Genomic DNA, 16,012 nt, shown 5'->3' on the forward strand with positions numbered 1-16,012 from the left:
ATCCAGGCTGCACTGGAACGTCGAATTGGTTTCAGTCGAGGTGAACGTGAACGAGGCGCTGGTCGACGTCCCAGGGGGTGGCGACGTGATCGTCGTATCCGGAGCCGCGGTGTCGGTGCCGCCACCGCCACCGGTGGGGTCGTAGTAGTGCCAGTACCGGCTTGTGGCGTTCACATCGGCGAGCAGCAGCAGCCCGCTGTTGGCCGTGCCCGATGCATTACTGTTGAGGTTCTGCTTCGTCGACGTTACGTTGTGGACATACTGGTCGTCGTCCACGATACGGGCCGTCTTCGTGGTGGTGAAGCTGATGTTGTTCAGCGGCGTGGACTTTTCGTAAACCGCGCCGCCCGAGCTGGTGCAGACACCGGCGTTCGTGGTGCCACTCGGCTTCGGATAGGTAGCGAAGGTACGCAGCTTCTGCGCAAACTCGTCGATCATGACGATCACCCGGTTCGGGCACTCCGACACGGTCGCGATCGTGTGCGCCGACCATGCTGATGTCGTGTTATTCAGAACCAACAGCTGGATCAGCGGCAGAGACGCCGACGTGTTCGAGGTCTTAGTTGCGGCGAAGACCCGGCCACCCGATGAGTCCAGCCACTTCAGGTTCATATGGTCATCACCGGTGCGCAGCCCCTTCACCGCCGCCACAGGAGTGGTCCAGGTGGTGTTGGACGCACCATCGACGTGGAAGCTCCAGTACATGCCGTCGCTGGCGTCACCGAGCTGCCGGCTCCACATCACGCCCATCTTGCCGTTGCCGGCTCCGCCGAACGCGATCACAGCCGAGGTATCGTCCACAGACACGTTGCTCAACGACGCAGGATGCGCGAACGGCGTCCCCCAGAACGTGCCAGTCTCGTCAGTGACGTTCAGAAAAATCCGGTTCCCCTGCTGCCAGGTGGCCCACACCCGACCAGTCGAGTCCTTGTCGATAGACATGGTCTCAACCTTGTTGTTGTGGATCCTTTGAGAACTCAGTAGCGTGTACGTCTTCGTGCTCGAGTTGTAGCTGTAGCGCCGCATTGTTGACGGGAAGTTCGGCTCAAACGGCAGGCCGTCATTGACGAACCGATAGCTCGCCACGAACAACGTAGTCCCGTCCCACAACACGTCATGGTGAGTGTTCGCCTGCGTCTCCGTCGCCACACCCGTATTGACCCATGAGTTGGTCGAGGCATTGAACCGGAAGATGTGGAAATCCGAGCTGGCAGTGTCCCACAGGTTGCCCCACCAGATCCCGTCGTTGAACCACAACGCATTCGTCTGCCGCTTTGTACCCGTGGGCGTCCCGGTCCCCGTATGCGAGAAATCCTGCACCCCCACATCAGCTGCAGCGGCCGTAACCGGCACCACCAGGACACCCAGCGCGAGCAGGAGCGCTGCCAGCAGGGCGGTGAGGCCCAGATTCCGCGACCCGGGGAGCCGGCCTCTGCCAGGCCCGCCCCTGTGAAAAGTTGTCTTGCCCAGTAACGTTGCTTCCCGGAGTTGAACGTCGGCCTGTATAGGGATGCTCACTAGCCTCACCACTCATCGAAGTTGTCTGCCTATGCCAGTTCCGAGCAACCTTCCGGGCTGAATCGGAGACAACGAAGCGCCTGCTACTACGGTCCTGGCAACTTGCGTGCACTCCCCCTCGGACCATGGTCGACTCGGCAACTTGTAAAAAGCTTGGGAATTCTTGAGCCAGCCCCAGTTATCGGGGGGCTCAGGATCGTTGGAAACCGGCAAGGCTCACTGCCACATTGCTCCATGGCCACCCGGCGCCGGACTAGACTCTCCCCCATGGCCGTCTACCTCGATCCGCCGCTTTGGCCTGCCCATGAAACACTTTTTTCGCATCTGATTTCGGACACTTCCCTGGCCGAACTGCACGCCTTCGCTGCTGCGGCGGGCATCCCTGAGCGGGCATTCGACGGCGACCACTATGACGTGCCGCAGCGCCGCTATGACGGTCTGGTGGCCGCCGGTGCCATCCCGGTTGAGGCACGGGTCCTCGTGCGGAAACTCATTGCCAGCGGGCTCCGGATCCCCGCGCGCAGCCGCACGAAGTCCCTCAAGACTCCCCTGCTCAACCGCTGGAACATGGTGCTGCCGGGCCATGACGCCCTGTTCCTGGACCTGCTGGACCGATGGAGTGAGAGCCACCGCAGGTACCACGGCTGCACCCACCTGCTCGCCGTGCTGGAGGCCCTGGACCTGCTCACCGCACCCGCCCGGCCGCCGCGCACCGTGCTGCTGGCGGCATGGTTCCACGACGCCGTCTACCGGGGAGTGGCGGGCCAGGACGAGGAGGAATCCGCCCGGCTCGCCGAACTCAGGCTCAGCCAGGCCGGACTGCCGGAAGCCGACGTCGACGAGGTAGCGCGGCTGGTCCGGCTCACTTCCGATCACCGGCCGGAGGCCGGGGACGACGACGGCGCCCTCCTGTGCGACGCGGACCTGTCAGTTCTCGGCGGCGGACCGGAGCCCTACGCCCGGTATGTGGCCGCCGTCCGGGAAGACTATGCGCACATCGGCGACGCCGACTTTGCGGCCGGCAGGGCCGCCGTCGTCCGCCAGTTGCTGGCACTGGACCCGCTCTTCCACACCGAGCGGGCCCGCAGCCTGTGGCTGGAGGCCGCCCGGCGGAACCTGCAGGGCGAACTGGCCTGACGGCGCTGCCGAACTGTCTCTGGGTTAACGGTAGGCCGTGATGAACGGCCTGTCCGTGGGCACGATCTGCTTGCCCAGTGGCATGAGGGAAACCGGAATCAGCTTCAGGTTGGCGATGGCCAGTGGGATGCCGATGATGGTGACGGCCATGGCGAACGCCGTGACCACGTGCCCAATGGCGATCCAGATGCCGGCCACCAGCAGCCAGATCACGTTGCCGAGGAGCGAGAACACGCCGTTTCCGCCCGGCTTGTCCACCACCATCCGTCCGAAGGGCCACAGGGTGTAGGACGCGATCCGGAAGGAGGCGATGCCCCAGGGGATGGTCACGATGAGCAGGCAGCAGATGATGCCGGCGGCGAAGTAGCCCAGCGCCAACCAGAAGCCGCCGAATACCAGCCAGATGATGTTCAGGAGTGTCTTCATTCGTCCATTCTGCCGGGCCGGAGGCTGAAGCACCTCGGGATCTGCCCTGAATTAACCCTTAACCTCGACTCTGGGGCTGAGGCGCGGGATCCCGGCGGCCGCGACCAGCAGCGCGAGGATCCCCAGGCCCAGCGGGAGCGAGGCGGCCGTGGCGACGGCTCCCACCAGGAGCGGACCGCCGGCATCGCCGAGTTCGCGGCCCAGCTCGGCCGAGCCCATGGTCCGGCCCATCCTGGCCTTCGGCGTACTGTCGGCCAAATGCGCAAAGCCCAGCGGCGTGGCCGCGCCGACGCCGGCCCCAATGAACGCCGCGGCAATGAAGATGGCGGCCGCCCCGGGGACGACAGCCACCAGGGCGACCCCGGCGGCGGTGAGCAACAGGCCGGTGCGCATCCCGCCTGCGTCACCGATGCGGTGCATGTCGCGCATTGCCCCGATCCGCGGCTGGACCAGCAGCGAGGCCACGGCCAGCACACTGACGGCGGCGGTGCCGGCCACCGGGTCCAGGCCGTGCTGCACGGCGAGGGCCGGGAGGAAACCGATAGCCGCCCCCATGGCCGCCATCGATGCCGCCAGCACCATGGTGGGCACCAGGAACCTGCGCTCGGCAACCTGCCGGGCCAGGTCCAGCAAGGTGTACCGCTGGCGCGGAAGCGGCGGCAGGTGCGGCACGGCGAGAAGGACCCACACAGCGGTGGCCGCGGCAAGCGCGGACAGAGCCCCAAAGAGGAGCGCAAAACCGCCGACGGCGATCAGCCCGGCACCGAGCAGCGGGCCAATTACATAACCGAGGCTCTTCCAGGACCCGTACCTGCCGAAGAAGGTCCCGGCATTCTTCCCGGCCGAGAGCCGGGCCACCATCGCTGAGGACGCCGGGGAGAAGGCCGATGCGGCGGCCCCCTGGCCTAGGCGGGCAAGGCCCAGCAGCAGCGGATCCGCGGCTCCCAGTCCGATCAGGGACAGCGCGGCGAAGCCGAGGAGTCCGCCGACGATGACCGGCTTGGCGCCGATCCGGTCGCTCAGCGCGCCAAAGACCGGCTTGAGGAACACCTCGGAGATGTCGTAGACGGCCAGCAGGATTCCCAGGTTCAGCAGGGTCAGGCCGATGTTGCCGCTCTGGGCGCCCATGCCTGCGGCAATGCTGTGGGCGCCGAACGCGGTCACGAAACCGGCGGCGTAGAGGGGTGCCGCGGGCGTCCGGGCGCGCGTCGCCTGAGTCACGGGGCGGTCAGGGTCACGGGGCGGTCAGCCTTTGGCTGCCGTCACGAAGGCCCTGATCTTGGCCAGGTCCTTTACTCCCCTGCTTTGTTCGACGCCGGAGGAGACGTCAACGCCCCATGCCGCGGCGTCACGGGCGGCTTCGGACACGTTGGCGGGATCGAGGCCGCCGGCCAGGAGCCACTGCCGTCCCGCCAGGCCTTTGGCGCGCACGGAACCGTAGTCCCAGGCCTCGCCGGACCCGGGAACTGCGGCGTCGATAAGCAGCATTTCCTCGCCCCAGTCGGCAAACGCATCCGGTGCGGCACCCATGGTGACGGCGCGGATGACCTTCATGCCGGCGTCGTGCGCTGTTTTGACATCATCCGGTGTGCGATCACCGTGAAGCTGGATCCAGCTCAGCCCCGCGGCGCGCGCGATGGCCACCGCGTCGGCGGCCGGTTCGGAACGGAAGACGCCGACGGCGGCCACACCGTCAGGCACGGCCTTGACGAGCTGGGTAACCTGGTGCGGTGAGACCGCCCGGGGGCTGGCCGTCAGGACAAAGCCGACGGCGTCGGCTCCGGCTTCCACGGCCTCCCGGACCGATTCAGGCGTGCTCAGGCCGCAGACTTTGACGAACATTCACCGGCTCCTCGTTGTTGAAAGCGTCGACCACTTTCTGCAGCGATCCGTCGCCGACTTTACGCGGGGAGGGAGGGTGCGGGCAACGCGCCGATAGGCTGGGCTGATGCAGATCATCCGCTTCGCCGACCTCAAACCCCAGCCATGGCGCAACGGCGGCGGGGTCACCCGCGAGCTGGCCAGCCATCGCGGCGGCGCTTCAGCTGGGGCCGCCTCATCGGGGGCCACGGCATCAGACGATGGCGCGTGGGACTGGCGAGTCAGCATCGCCGACGTCACCAGTGCCGGGGACTACTCCCCCTTTCCGGGGATGGAACGCGTGCTGACCGTCGTCGAGGGCGAACTGCTGTTGCTCGCCGTGGACGGGACCGAGCACCCGCTCGAGAAGTACCGGCCCTTCCGGTTTCCCGGCGGTGCAGCCTCCTCCTCGGCTCTGCCCACCGGGGATGTCCGCAACCTCAACGTCATCGCCCGGGAGGGCGCCTTCAAGGCGTACACCTCCATCGTGGAGCTGTCCAAGAAGCGGGCCCATCCCGTGTTCGAGGGCCAGCTGGGCATCCTGCTGCAGGGTCAGGCAGCGGTCAGTCCCGGGAATGCCGGGCAGGAGAGCGGCGGGCAGGACAGTGCGCCCGTGGCGCTCGGCCGCTACGACTCAGTGGTGGGTTCGGACAGCCAGATGCCGGAGATCCTGGGCCGCGGCTTCCTGGCCGTGGTGTCCATCGATCCCGTGGCCGGCTAACAAACTCTGGTGCGCATGAGGTGCCGGAACCTAGACTCGGTGCCATGACCAAGTCCAGATTCAGCGACCTCCTGCTCCTGCAGATAGGCAACGAATTCGCGGCCTCGCAGCAGTACATTGCCGTGGCCGTCTGGTTCGCCAACCAGGACCTTCCCCAGCTGGCCAGGTACTTCTACCGGCAGTCGGTGGAGGAACGCAACCACGCCATGATGATGGTGCAGTACATGGTGGACCGCGGCGTTTCCGTCAGCATCCCCGGCGTGCCCGCCGTCCGCAATGACTTCGCCTCCGTCACCGACCCGCTCGCACTCGCGCTGCAGCAGGAAAAGGAAGTCACCCGAAGCATCGAAGGCCTCTTCCGCGCGGCCCGGGCCGAGGACGACGCCCTCGGCGAGCAGTTCATGCTCTGGTTCCTCAAGGAGCAGGTGGAGGAAGTCGCCTCGATGACCACCCTCCTGAACATCGCCGAACGGGCGGACAACACCTTCGACATCGAAAACTTCGTTGCCCGGGAAACCATCGGCGACGGCGGCCGCGACGCCGCAGCGCCGGAAGCGGCCGGCGGCACCCTCTGACCCGGGCGCGCTGGCGGTGAGCTTTGCCACCAACGGTGGCCGCCGCCGTCGGGCGTTGCTAGGGTGAAAACCAGGGTCCCCTTCCCCGGACCTCCGGACGACGGTTCAGTACCCGGTGCGCGACAAGACTGGCCAAAGGATCTGTCATGTCGTGGTTCATACTCATTTTTTCCGGTGCCCTCGAGGCGGTGTGGGCGGCGGCGCTGCACCGGGCGTCCCAGTCCTCCGGCCGGCGCCGGGTCGCGGCCGGGGCCCTTTTCCTTGTCGCGGTCGTGGCCAGCACCGCCGGCCTCGGCATCGCCATGCAGTCCATTCCCACCGGCACCGCCTACGCGGTGTGGGTCGGCGTGGGTGTAGTGCTGACGTCCGCCTACGCGATCGTCGCCAAAGTAGAACGGCCGACGGCGGCGCGGCTCCTGCTGCTCGCCGGAATCGCCGCGTGCGTGGTTGGCCTGAAGGTGGTGGCGTGATGCTCGCGAAGCCTGCCACGGCGTGGATCATCCTGCTCGCCTCGGCTGTCCTGGAAGCCGTCTGGGCAACGGCCCTGGGCCTGTCCGACGGCCTGACCCGGCCAGTGCCCACCGTTGTTTTCGTGGTGACGGCCGCGCTCAGCATGCAGGGGCTGGGCATGGCGGTGAAGCACATCCCGCTCGGCACCGCCTACGCCGTCTGGGTGGGGATCGGAGCGGCACTGACGGTCGGCTGGGCCATGGCCACCGGCGTCGAACCCTTTAGCCTGCTCAAGGTGCTGTTCATCGCGGGGATTGTAGGATGCGCGGCCGGGCTCAAGATGCTGCCGGCCGGCTCTGTCCGTCAGCGCGGGACCGAACACAGGGCTGATCCGGCTCCCTAGGCTGGGGCGTATCCCTAGACTGGGCTCATGGACACGCTCATGCACTCACTTCGGGACATCACCATCCGCCGGATCTCGGTCAGCGAGATGGACAACAATGTGTATCTGCTGACCGCAAAGGAGTCCGGAGCGCAGCTGCTGATTGACGCCGCTGATGACCTGCCGGCCATCCAGAGCCTGCTGGCGGATGCCACGGCGGACACCTCAGGCGAGCCCAAGCTGGCGCTCATCGCCACCACGCACCAGCACTGGGACCATGTGCGCGCACTGCCGGGCCTCGTTGAAGCCACCGGAGCCAAGACCGCAGCGGGCACGGACGACGCCCCGGGACTCCCTGTGAAGGTGGACGTGCTGCTGGACCACGGCGACTTTGGGAACTTCGACGGGTTCGACGTCACCGCCGTCCACCTGCGCGGCCACACCCCCGGCTCGGTGGCGCTGGTCTACCATGACCCGGAGGGACCGGCCCACATCTTCTCCGGCGACTCCCTTTTCCCTGGCGGCGTGGGCAACACGCAGAAGGACCCGGCGCGGTTCAACCAGCTGCTCACGGACGTCACCGAGCGGATCTTCGCGGTCTACCCGGACGACACTGTGGTGCACCCGGGCCACGGCAAGCCCACGACCCTCGGCGCGGAGCGCCCGCACCTCGAGGAGTGGCGCGCCCGCGGCTGGTGAGCGGGTACTTTTGCGCTACGCAAAATGCCGGCCGCTACGGGAATTCCCATAGCGACCGGCATTTTGCGTATCGACAGCTAGTTAGCGGCCGCGGCGCTCGTTCGACGCCGGGGCCGACGCGCGGCGCGGGGCCTTCCGCGCCGGACGTCCGTCACCGGAGCGGCCGCTGCCGCCCGAAGAGGATCCGCCCGAGTACGAGCCGCCCGAGGTGCCGCCTGTGGTGGAGGACCAGACCGGAGCGTTGCCGCCGGCCTTGCTGCCGGCCGCCGCGCGCTGCCCGGTGGCGGGACGTCCGCTCCGCTGGCCGCCGCTGGCCGGGCGGCCGGTGCCGCCACGGGGGGCATCGCTGCGGGTGAAGCGGGACTCGGAACGACCGTCCGAACCGCGGCCAGCAGATGAACGGCCGCCGGCCGCGGGAACATCGTTGCGGTGCGTGGATGCCGTGCCACGGCCACGTGCGTTGCGGCGGGCCGCAGCTGCCGCAGTGGCGCGGTCCTCGTTCTGCTCGACTATGCGGTCTGCAGCGTCACGGGCAGCGGCGCGGCCCTCGTAGGTCGCGGCACGGCGTTCAGCGCGGGGCAGGTCCGTGCGCGGAGCCTCGGCGGAAACCCGCCCGCGGCCGCCGCGACCGCCCCGGCCGCCGGCCGTGGGTGATGCCTGGCGGCGTGCGCGCTTGCGCTCGGCGTTGGCGCCGGTGGACTTGCCGGCACCCTGCTGCGGAGCTTTCGCTGCGAGGAGTGCCGCGCGGGTCCGCGGGTCAACCTTGTCGGCTATCGCGCCCACCAGCTCGGCAACGATCGGCGAGCTTGCGGTGACGCGCTCGAAGCTGACCTCGACGCCGGCTGCCTTCATGAGCTTCTTGACGTCTGTCTGCTGCTCCGGCAGGGTCAGCGTGACCACGGTGCCGTCGGAGCCGGCACGGGCGGTGCGGCCGGAGCGGTGCAGGTAAGCCTTGTGCTCGGTGGGCGGATCGACGTGGATGACCAGTTCGACGTCGTCGACGTGGACGCCGCGGGCGGCGACGTCGGTGGCCACCAGGACGCGGACGTCGCCGGAGGAGAACTCGGCAAGGTTGCGGTCGCGGGCGTTCTGCGACAGGTTGCCGTGCAGGTCGACGGCGGGAATCCCGGCGTCGGTCAGGGTCTTGGCCAACTTACGGGCGTGGTGCTTGGTGCGCATGAACAGCACGCGGCGGCCGGCGCCGGACGCCAGTTCAACGATCAGCTGCTTCTTGACGGTCTGGTCGTTGACCACCAGCACGTGGTGCTCCATGGTGGTCACCGCTGCCTGCGGATCGTCCACGGAGTGGGTCAGCGGGTTGGACAGGTAGCGCTGGACGATCTTGTCCACGCCGTTGTCCAGAGTGGCGGAGAACAGCAGGCGCTGGCCCTGGCTCGGGGTCATGTCCATGAGCTTCTTGACCACGGGCAGGAAGCCGAGGTCGGCCATGTGGTCGGCCTCATCCAGCACCGTCACCTCGACGGCTTCGAGAGTCAGGATGCGCTGGCGGATCAGGTCCTCCAGCCGGCCCGGGCAGGCGATGACAATGTCGACGCCGGCGCGCAGCGCCTTCTCCTGGCGGGCCTGGGAGATGCCGCCGTAGATCACGGTAGTGTTCAGGCCCATGGCCTTGGCCAGCGGTTCGATCGTCGCGTTGATCTGGGTGGCCAGTTCACGGGTCGGTGCCAGGACCAGGCCCATCGGGCGGCCGGGCTTGCGGAAGTATGCGGCTTCGCGCTCGGCGAGGCGGGCCACCAGGGGGATGGCGAAGGCGATGGTCTTACCGGAGCCGGTGCGGCCACGGCCCAGGACGTCGCGGCCGGCCAGGGTGTCCGGCAGGGTCTTGACCTGGATGGGGAACGGGGATTCGATGCCCTGGGCGGCCAGGATTTCGGTGAGTGCCTTGGGTGTGCCGAGGGCAGCAAAAGTAGTCATATGCGTTTATCAGGGTCTTTCAGGCGGTATCCAGCGGATATCGGCCCCCGACGCCGGTTGGCGCAGGGGGTCGCCGAAGAAAAGTCAGGTGGTCAACCGGGCTGCTGCCAGAGTTCGAACAGCGGCCGCCGGGACCAATAGCGTTCATCGACGCAGGATGTGCCTCTCACATGAAAAAAGCCCGCTCTCCAAATTACAGAGCAAAGCGGGCATCACTGCACATCAAGTCCCATCAGTCTACCATCCGGGCGTTCCGGGCCCTATTTACCCCCTCGCTGCACCGCTTTACCCCTTCGCAGCACGGCCAGGTTTTGCGTGATGCAGCTCACGGACAACAATGGACGACATTTGGGACTGGCATGCTGGACATATGTCGAAGACTATTGCGGCGTTTCGCGCTCCGTGCGAATTTCCAAATAGCAGCACCAAATCCCGGCTGGACTGCAGCAATGCGCTTTTCCGGCGGGCCGCTCCACCTGGCGCGCGGACGGCCCGCCCGCCCGGTACCGAGCAGCGCGGGCGGCGGGCGCACTCTTTGCCGCACGCCGCCGCTCATAGTCTTAACACCATCCCAACTGTTAGTTCCGTCACATCTGCGGCGGACCGACGCGGCCGGCACGGCACCTTCCCGTACGTGCCGGCACCTGTGACAAGGAAGAAGACTTGATGTCTGAACGCACCACCAGCATTTCCGATCAACCGTCCACAGAGCGTGCTGAACCCGGCCAAAGCGTGGAGCCGCACCTCGCCCGCGGACTTGGCAACCGCCACATCCAGCTCCTGGCCATCGGCGGCGCCATCGGCACCGGCCTGTTCATGGGCTCCGGCAAGACCATCTCCCTCGCCGGCCCGTCCGTCATTTTCGTGTACATGATCATCGGCTTCATGCTGTTCTTCGTCATGCGGGCCATGGGCGAAATCCTGCTCTCCAACCTGAACTACAAGTCCTTCAGCGACTTCGCCGGCGACATCCTTGGCCCGTGGGCAGGGTTCTTCACCGGCTGGTCCTACTGGTTCTTCTGGGTAGTGACGGGCGTGGCCGACATCGTGGCCATTGCAGGCTACGTGGACAAGCTGGCCCCGGGCACTCCCCTCTGGATCCCGGCACTGATCACACCCGTGGTCCTCATCCTGCTGAACCTTCCCACGGTCAAGGCCTTCGGCGAGGCGGAGTTCTGGTTCGCCATCATCAAGGTGGTGGCCATCCTCGCTCTGATCGCCACAGGTGTGGTCATGATCGCCACCAACTTCACCTCGCCGAGCGGCGCGGTGGCCAACCTGGCCAACATGTGGAACGACGGCGGCATGTTCCCGCACGGCATGTTCGGCTTCATCCTCGGCTTCCAGATCGCCATCTTCGCCTTTGCCGGCATCGAGCTCGTGGGCACGGCGGCCGCCGAAACCAAGGACCCGGAAAAGAACCTTCCCCGGGCGATCAACTCGATCCCGATCCGTGTCCTGCTCTTCTACGTGGGCGCCCTGGTGGTCATCATGGCCGTCAACCCGTGGCGCAGCATTGACGCCGCCAGCAGCCCGTTCATCGGCATGTTCACCCTCGCCGGCTTGGGCATCGCCGCCGTCGTGATCAACCTCGTGGTCCTCACTTCGGCCGCCTCCAGCGCCAACTCCGGCATCTACTCCACCTCGCGCATGGTTTATGGCCTCGCCCAGGACGGCAACGCCCCGAAGGCCTTCGGCAAGCTCAGCGTCCGCAAGGTTCCGCAGAACGCGCTCCTGTTCTCCTGCATCTTCCTGCTGGCCGGCCTGGTCCTGCTGTACGCGGGCGACTCCGTGATCGGTGCCTTCACCATCGTCACCTCCGTGGCCTCGGTGCTGACCATGTTCGTCTGGTCGATGATCCTGATCAGCTACATCGCGTTCCGCCGCCGCCGGCCGGAACTCCATGAGGCCTCCGCCTTCAAGATGCCGGGTTCAGCCTTCATGCCCTACGTGGTCCTGGCCTTCTTCGTGTTCATGCTCGTAGCCCTGGCCCAGGCCGAGGACACCCGCCTCGCGCTGGTGGTTGCCCCGGTATGGTTCCTGCTGCTGGGCGCTGCCTGGTACTTCAACCGCCAGACGCCGCTGCAGCAGGCCCGGATCGAGGAGTGGAAGGCCGAGGGCGCCAGCGTCCCCGTGGTCAGCTCCGGCAAGGCCTGATTCCGCACGATAAACGCCGCGCCGCGGGGCACCCAAGTGACCCGCGGCGCGGCTTTTCCACGCCTGGCCGAGGGACGGTGAGGAAGGTGTTAAGCAGAAATTACACAGGCAGCCGGGCGATGTAACACGTGCGGCGAAGGATGGACTCATGCCGGGCTGATGCCAGCGGCCGCAGCGTTCCTCCGCCGAAAGGATCTGACCGTGATCTTGAAGAACATCTTCCTTCAGGGCATCTTCCCGTTCGACGGTGCAGGGATCGAAAAGGCCGTGCCCATCCACAGCCAGCTGTCCCATTTCGTCCCGGACGGAGTCATCAACCAGACCCTCTATTTCCGGGGCGGCAACTCCTCCGGGGAGCTGATCACGGTGGTCCTGATGCGCGACGGCGTGCCCATGCGCTACTTCCCGATTGCGGCCAGGGGCGACGTCCACGTCCCGCTCCGCGTTGTGGAAGACATCGACGGCGGCTCCCTGATCGAGCTGAGGCTGCTGGCGGACACGGGGGTCAGCGGATCCGTCGTTGTCGACATGGGCATGGTGGAACACTGATGACCGCCCTCGCCAGCCGCGGGCGGAGCACGCCAGCTGATACGCGGCGCAGGCTCGTGGTGATCGGCAACGGGATGGCCGGTGCGCGCGCCGTCGAGGAAATCCTGGCCCGCGGCGGCGCGGTCCAGCACAGAATCACCATGTTCGGCGACGAGCCCTATGGCAACTACAACCGGATCATGCTCAGCCATGTCCTCTCCGGCGAGGAGGACGCGGGTGGCATTTTCCTGAATTCGCTTGACTGGTACCGGGAGAACGGCATCACGCTGCACGCGGGGGTCCGGGTCGAAAAAATCGACCGTTTCGCCAAGCTGGTGTTCTCCGACGACGGCCGGGCCACGCCGTACAACGTCCTGATCATTGCCACCGGCAGCCGCTCGTCCATGCCCGCCGTCGAGGGCCTGTACACGCCGGGCGGCCGGCTGCTGCCCGGCGTGTTCGCTTTCCGGACCATCGATGACACCCAGGGCATGGTGTCGTACGCCCAGCAGGACCACCAGCGCCGCGCCGTCGTGATCGGTGGCGGACTGCTGGGGCTGGAAGCCGCGCGGGGCCTGCAAAGCCACGGTGTCGGCGTCGACGTCGTCCATTCCGGCGGGCACCTGATGAACGCGCAAATGGGCCCCGACGGCGGCGCGGTCCTGCGCCGCAGCGTGGAGGCACTCGGCATCAGGGTGCACACGAGCAGCCGGACAACTGCCATCCTGGGCGGCGACAAGGTGCGCGGCGTCCAGCTGCGGGACCAGCCGGACATCGACTGCGACCTGGTGGTGGTGGCTGCCGGAATTCGCCCCAATGTGGAGGTGGCGGTGACCAGCGGCCTGCCGGTGGAGCGGGCCATCGTGGTGGACGACCACATGCGCGTCCCCGACGAGGACGAGATCTACGCCGTCGGAGAGTGCGTCCAGCACCGCGGAGAGGTGTACGGGCTGGTGGCACCGCTGTGGGAGCAGGCCGCCGTGCTGGCCGACCACGTCACCGGGGCAGATCCTTCCTCTGTCTACCTGGGATCCCGCACCGCCACGAAGCTCAAGGTGGCCGGCGTCGACGTCGCCTCCATGGGGCTGCAGGCCCCGGAACGCGACACCGACGAGCACGTGGTGTTTTCCGAGCCCAGCAGGGGCGTGTTCAAGTCCATCGTGATCCGCGACAGCAAGATCGTGGGCGCAACGCTGCTCGGGGACAGCCGCAAGGTGGCCTACCTGACGCAGGCATTCGACCGCGGGCTGCCGCTGCCGGAGGAACGGGTGTCCCTGCTCTTCGATCTGGGCGGACCCGGCGAGGAAGCCGGGGTGGCCGAACTCGACGGCGATGCCCAGGTCTGCAACTGCAACGGCGTCAGCAAGCGAGCGATCACGGACACCGTGAGGGGCGGCTGCACCACGCTGTCCGGCGTCATGGACGTCACCCGCGCCGGCAAGGGCTGCGGATCCTGCAAGCTGCTGGTCCGCCAGGTGGTGGAATGGGCCGCTGATGGCGCCGTGGATGAGGACCCTGCGGCCGCCTACTACGTTCCCGGTGTGCCTCTGGAGAAGGCCGCGCTGATGTCGGCGATCAGGGACCAGGGCCTGCGGTCCGTGTCTGCCGTGTTCGCGGCGCTGGCACCGGCCGGCGCCGAGGACGCAAAGTCCAAGATGGGGCTGGCGTCCCTGCTGAAAATGATGTGGGCCGGTGAGTACATCGACGAGCGCGACGCGCGGTTCGTCAACGACCGCGTCCACGCCAACATCCAGCGCGACGGCACCTTCTCGGTGGTGCCGCAGATGAAGGGCGGGGTGACCTCCCCGGAGCAGCTCCGCCGGATCGCCGACGTCGCGGACAAATACAACATCCCGATGGTCAAGCTGACGGGCGGGCAGCGGATCGACCTGCTCGGTGTCCCCAAGGAGGACCTGCCAAAGGTGTGGGCAGACCTGGGCATGCCTTCGGGCTACGCGTACGGCAAGAGCTTCCGCACCGTCAAGACCTGTGTGGGCCAGGAGTTCTGCCGCTTCGGCACGGGGGATTCCACGAAGCTGGGCATCGAGATCGAGTCGCGGTTCCAGGGCATCGAGTCTCCCGCGAAACTGAAACTCGCGGTGTCCGGCTGCCCCCGGAACTGCGCGGAATCCCTGGTCAAGGACGTTGGGGTTGTGGCGGTCGACGGCGGACGCTGGGAGATCTACATCGGGGGCGCGGCGGGTGCCCACATCCGGAAGGGGGACCTGCTGGCCACCGTGGACGATCCCGGGACCGTGACGCTGCTGGCCGGTCGGTTCATGCAGTACTACCGGGAACACGCCAACTGGCTTGAACGCACATATTCCTTCGTGCCGCGCGTCGGGATTGAGCACCTCCGCGCCGTGATCGTGGACGACGCCGAGGGGATCGCCGCCGGGCTGGACGAGGCGATGCAGCGGTCCGTCGACAGCTATACCGACCCCTGGGCCGAGCGCAACGACCCCTTCACCCCTGGCCAGTTCCGCACGTCGCTCCCGCTCGAGGTGCTCCCCCGGGTGCCGGTCCGATGAGCGCCGGACTGTCCGGCGGTGGGCTGCACGTCCTCGGCCCCGTGGACCAGATCCCGGTAGGCGAGGGGCGCGCGTACGGGGTGGCCGGCGAACAGATCGCCGTGTTCCGCCTCCGGGACGGTTCCCTGCGCGCGGTGTCCGCTGTGTGCCCGCACAAAGGCGGACCCATCGCCGACGGCACCATCGACCGGGACGTGGTGATGTGCCCGCTGCACCAGCACGCGTTTGACCTGGAGACGGGCTGCTCCACCACCGGTGCCGGCCCCCTGCGGAGCTACCCGGTGTTCGCCGACGGCTCGCAAAACGTGGTGGTCCGGCTCCCCTGACTTGCCCTAGTTGGGCCCCCGATTCTGTGGCAGGGTGATCCCATGGACCACGAAGGGCACGACGGCGCCGCGCGCCATTGGGACGAAATGTACCGCAGCAGGCCGCGCGTCTGGAGCGGCCGGCCCAACCCGCAGCTGGTGGCCGAAGCATCCGGGCTGGAGCCCGGCACTGCCCTTGACCTGGGTTGCGGAGAGGGCGCCGACGCCCTGTGGCTCGCCGAGCAGGGCTGGACGGTGACAGCGGTGGACGTCTCCGCCGTCGCACTTGAACGGGCCGAGCAGCACGCCGCGGATTCGGCGGCCGGGAGCCGCATCACGTGGCTGCAGCGCGACCTTGACGCGTGGGCGCCGGAGGAGCAGTTCGACCTCGTGTCGGCCCAGTTCCTGCACTCCACCGAGGCCCCATGGCAGCGGCCGCACCGTGTGGCAGCGGATGCGGTGCGACCGGGCGGGACACTGCTGATCGTCGGCCACCATCCCGACGGCCTGCCGCCCTGGCGGAGCACTTCGGATGAGGACAGCCACGCCGAGGGACACAGCCACTCGCACGGGGGCGGCGGCCACGCGGGTTCAGCGATGTTCTTCACTGCGGAGCAGGCCGCGGCCGAACTCGGCATCGCCCCGCCTGGGTGGCACGTGGACGTCGCGACCAGCCGGGAACGGGCGGCCACGGGCCCGGACGGGCAGTCGGCCACGCTCGCCGACGCCGTCCTGCGCGCCACCCGCCTGCAGACCCTGGACGGCTAGCACCCCATCGTCGTGCTCCA

At 67.5% G+C, this 16,012-nt stretch carries 16 protein-coding genes and 1 riboswitch; of the genes, 11 read left to right on the plus strand and 5 right to left on the minus strand.

Features of this window, described 5'->3' with window-relative positions; genetic code table 11:
- Positions 1 to 1,518, minus strand: a 1,518-nt coding sequence (locus DBZ45_RS01795; RefSeq protein WP_223256876.1) for a hypothetical protein, incomplete at its 3' end; no start/stop codon positions are given.
- A 267-nt stretch (positions 1,519 to 1,785) separates the two neighbouring features.
- On the opposite strand from DBZ45_RS01795, the gene DBZ45_RS01800 reads away from it, so the two are divergent.
- Complete coding sequence (locus DBZ45_RS01800) at positions 1,786 to 2,655, plus strand: DUF4031 domain-containing protein (protein ID WP_111902275.1); 870 nt, start codon at positions 1,786 to 1,788, stop codon at positions 2,653 to 2,655.
- A 24-nt stretch (positions 2,656 to 2,679) separates the two neighbouring features.
- Here DBZ45_RS01800 and DBZ45_RS01805 read toward each other — a convergent pair whose 3' ends face one another.
- The 3 genes from DBZ45_RS01805 to DBZ45_RS01815 are packed head-to-tail and all read right to left on the minus strand — an operon-like array spanning position 2,680 to position 4,923.
- On the minus strand, positions 2,680 to 3,081 hold the full coding sequence (locus DBZ45_RS01805; RefSeq protein WP_111902276.1) for a YccF domain-containing protein: 402 nt from the start codon (positions 3,079 to 3,081) through the stop codon (positions 2,680 to 2,682).
- Positions 3,082 to 3,132: 51 nt separating this feature from the next.
- Entirely contained in the window at positions 3,133 to 4,302 is a 1,170-nt protein-coding gene (locus DBZ45_RS01810; protein WP_111902277.1) for an MFS transporter, read from the minus strand.
- A gap of 24 nt (positions 4,303 to 4,326) precedes the next feature.
- Complete coding sequence (locus DBZ45_RS01815; RefSeq protein WP_111902278.1) at positions 4,327 to 4,923, minus strand: phosphoribosylanthranilate isomerase; 597 nt, start codon at positions 4,921 to 4,923, stop codon at positions 4,327 to 4,329.
- 106 nt (positions 4,924 to 5,029) lie between these two features.
- On the opposite strand from DBZ45_RS01815, the gene DBZ45_RS01820 reads away from it, so the two are divergent.
- The 5 genes from DBZ45_RS01820 to DBZ45_RS01840 all read left to right on the plus strand — a co-directional run bounded on the left by DBZ45_RS01820 (position 5,030) and on the right by DBZ45_RS01840 (position 7,768).
- The gene (locus tag DBZ45_RS01820; RefSeq protein ID WP_111902279.1) at positions 5,030 to 5,662 is read left to right on the plus strand and encodes a HutD/Ves family protein; all 633 of its coding nucleotides are present in this window, start codon (positions 5,030 to 5,032) and stop codon (positions 5,660 to 5,662) included.
- Positions 5,663 to 5,706: 44 nt separating this feature from the next.
- Complete coding sequence (locus tag DBZ45_RS01825) at positions 5,707 to 6,237, plus strand: ferritin (RefSeq protein ID WP_111902280.1); 531 nt, start codon at positions 5,707 to 5,709, stop codon at positions 6,235 to 6,237.
- A gap of 70 nt (positions 6,238 to 6,307) precedes the next feature.
- A riboswitch (guanidine-III (ykkC-III) riboswitch) is annotated at positions 6,308 to 6,374 on the plus strand.
- 9 nt (positions 6,375 to 6,383) lie between these two features.
- Positions 6,384 to 6,707: a DMT family transporter gene (locus DBZ45_RS01830; RefSeq protein ID WP_111902281.1), complete on the plus strand. Its 324-nt coding sequence runs from the start codon at positions 6,384 to 6,386 to the stop codon at positions 6,705 to 6,707.
- The gene (locus DBZ45_RS01835; protein ID WP_111902282.1) at positions 6,707 to 7,090 is read left to right on the plus strand and encodes a DMT family transporter; all 384 of its coding nucleotides are present in this window, start codon (positions 6,707 to 6,709) and stop codon (positions 7,088 to 7,090) included. The genes DBZ45_RS01830 and DBZ45_RS01835 overlap by 1 nt, the downstream gene beginning before the upstream one ends.
- 27 nt (positions 7,091 to 7,117) lie before the next feature.
- Positions 7,118 to 7,768 carry an MBL fold metallo-hydrolase gene (locus DBZ45_RS01840; RefSeq protein ID WP_111902283.1) on the plus strand — a complete coding sequence of 217 codons (651 nt, stop codon included), beginning with the start codon at positions 7,118 to 7,120 and terminating at the stop codon, positions 7,766 to 7,768.
- A gap of 81 nt (positions 7,769 to 7,849) precedes the next feature.
- On the opposite strand, the gene DBZ45_RS01845 is transcribed toward DBZ45_RS01840, so the two are convergent.
- Positions 7,850 to 9,703, minus strand: coding sequence for a DEAD/DEAH box helicase (locus DBZ45_RS01845; protein WP_111902284.1), 1,854 nt, complete (start codon positions 9,701 to 9,703; stop codon positions 7,850 to 7,852).
- A gap of 666 nt (positions 9,704 to 10,369) precedes the next feature.
- Between DBZ45_RS01845 and cycA the strand changes: the two genes are divergently transcribed.
- From cycA to DBZ45_RS01870, 5 genes are all read left to right on the plus strand, one after another.
- Positions 10,370 to 11,860 (plus strand): D-serine/D-alanine/glycine transporter, encoded by a 1,491-nt coding sequence (gene cycA, locus DBZ45_RS01850; protein WP_111902285.1) that lies wholly within the window; start codon positions 10,370 to 10,372, stop codon positions 11,858 to 11,860.
- A 201-nt stretch (positions 11,861 to 12,061) separates the two neighbouring features.
- Positions 12,062 to 12,409 carry a molybdopterin oxidoreductase gene (locus DBZ45_RS01855; RefSeq protein ID WP_111902391.1) on the plus strand — a complete coding sequence of 116 codons (348 nt, stop codon included), beginning with the start codon at positions 12,062 to 12,064 and terminating at the stop codon, positions 12,407 to 12,409.
- Complete coding sequence (gene nirB, locus DBZ45_RS01860) at positions 12,409 to 14,919, plus strand: nitrite reductase large subunit NirB (RefSeq protein WP_111902286.1); 2,511 nt, start codon at positions 12,409 to 12,411, stop codon at positions 14,917 to 14,919. Before DBZ45_RS01855 ends, nirB begins: the two co-directional genes overlap by 1 nt.
- Positions 14,916 to 15,245 (plus strand): Rieske (2Fe-2S) protein, encoded by a 330-nt coding sequence (locus DBZ45_RS01865; protein ID WP_111902287.1) that lies wholly within the window; start codon positions 14,916 to 14,918, stop codon positions 15,243 to 15,245. The genes nirB and DBZ45_RS01865 overlap by 4 nt, the downstream gene beginning before the upstream one ends.
- 42 nt (positions 15,246 to 15,287) lie before the next feature.
- Complete coding sequence (locus DBZ45_RS01870; RefSeq protein WP_111902288.1) at positions 15,288 to 15,992, plus strand: SAM-dependent methyltransferase; 705 nt, start codon at positions 15,288 to 15,290, stop codon at positions 15,990 to 15,992.
- Positions 15,993 to 16,012: the final 20 nt, after the last annotated feature.

The organism is Arthrobacter globiformis (assembly GCF_003261175.1).
Classification (GTDB): Bacteria; Actinomycetota; Actinomycetes; order Actinomycetales; family Micrococcaceae; genus Arthrobacter; species Arthrobacter globiformis_A.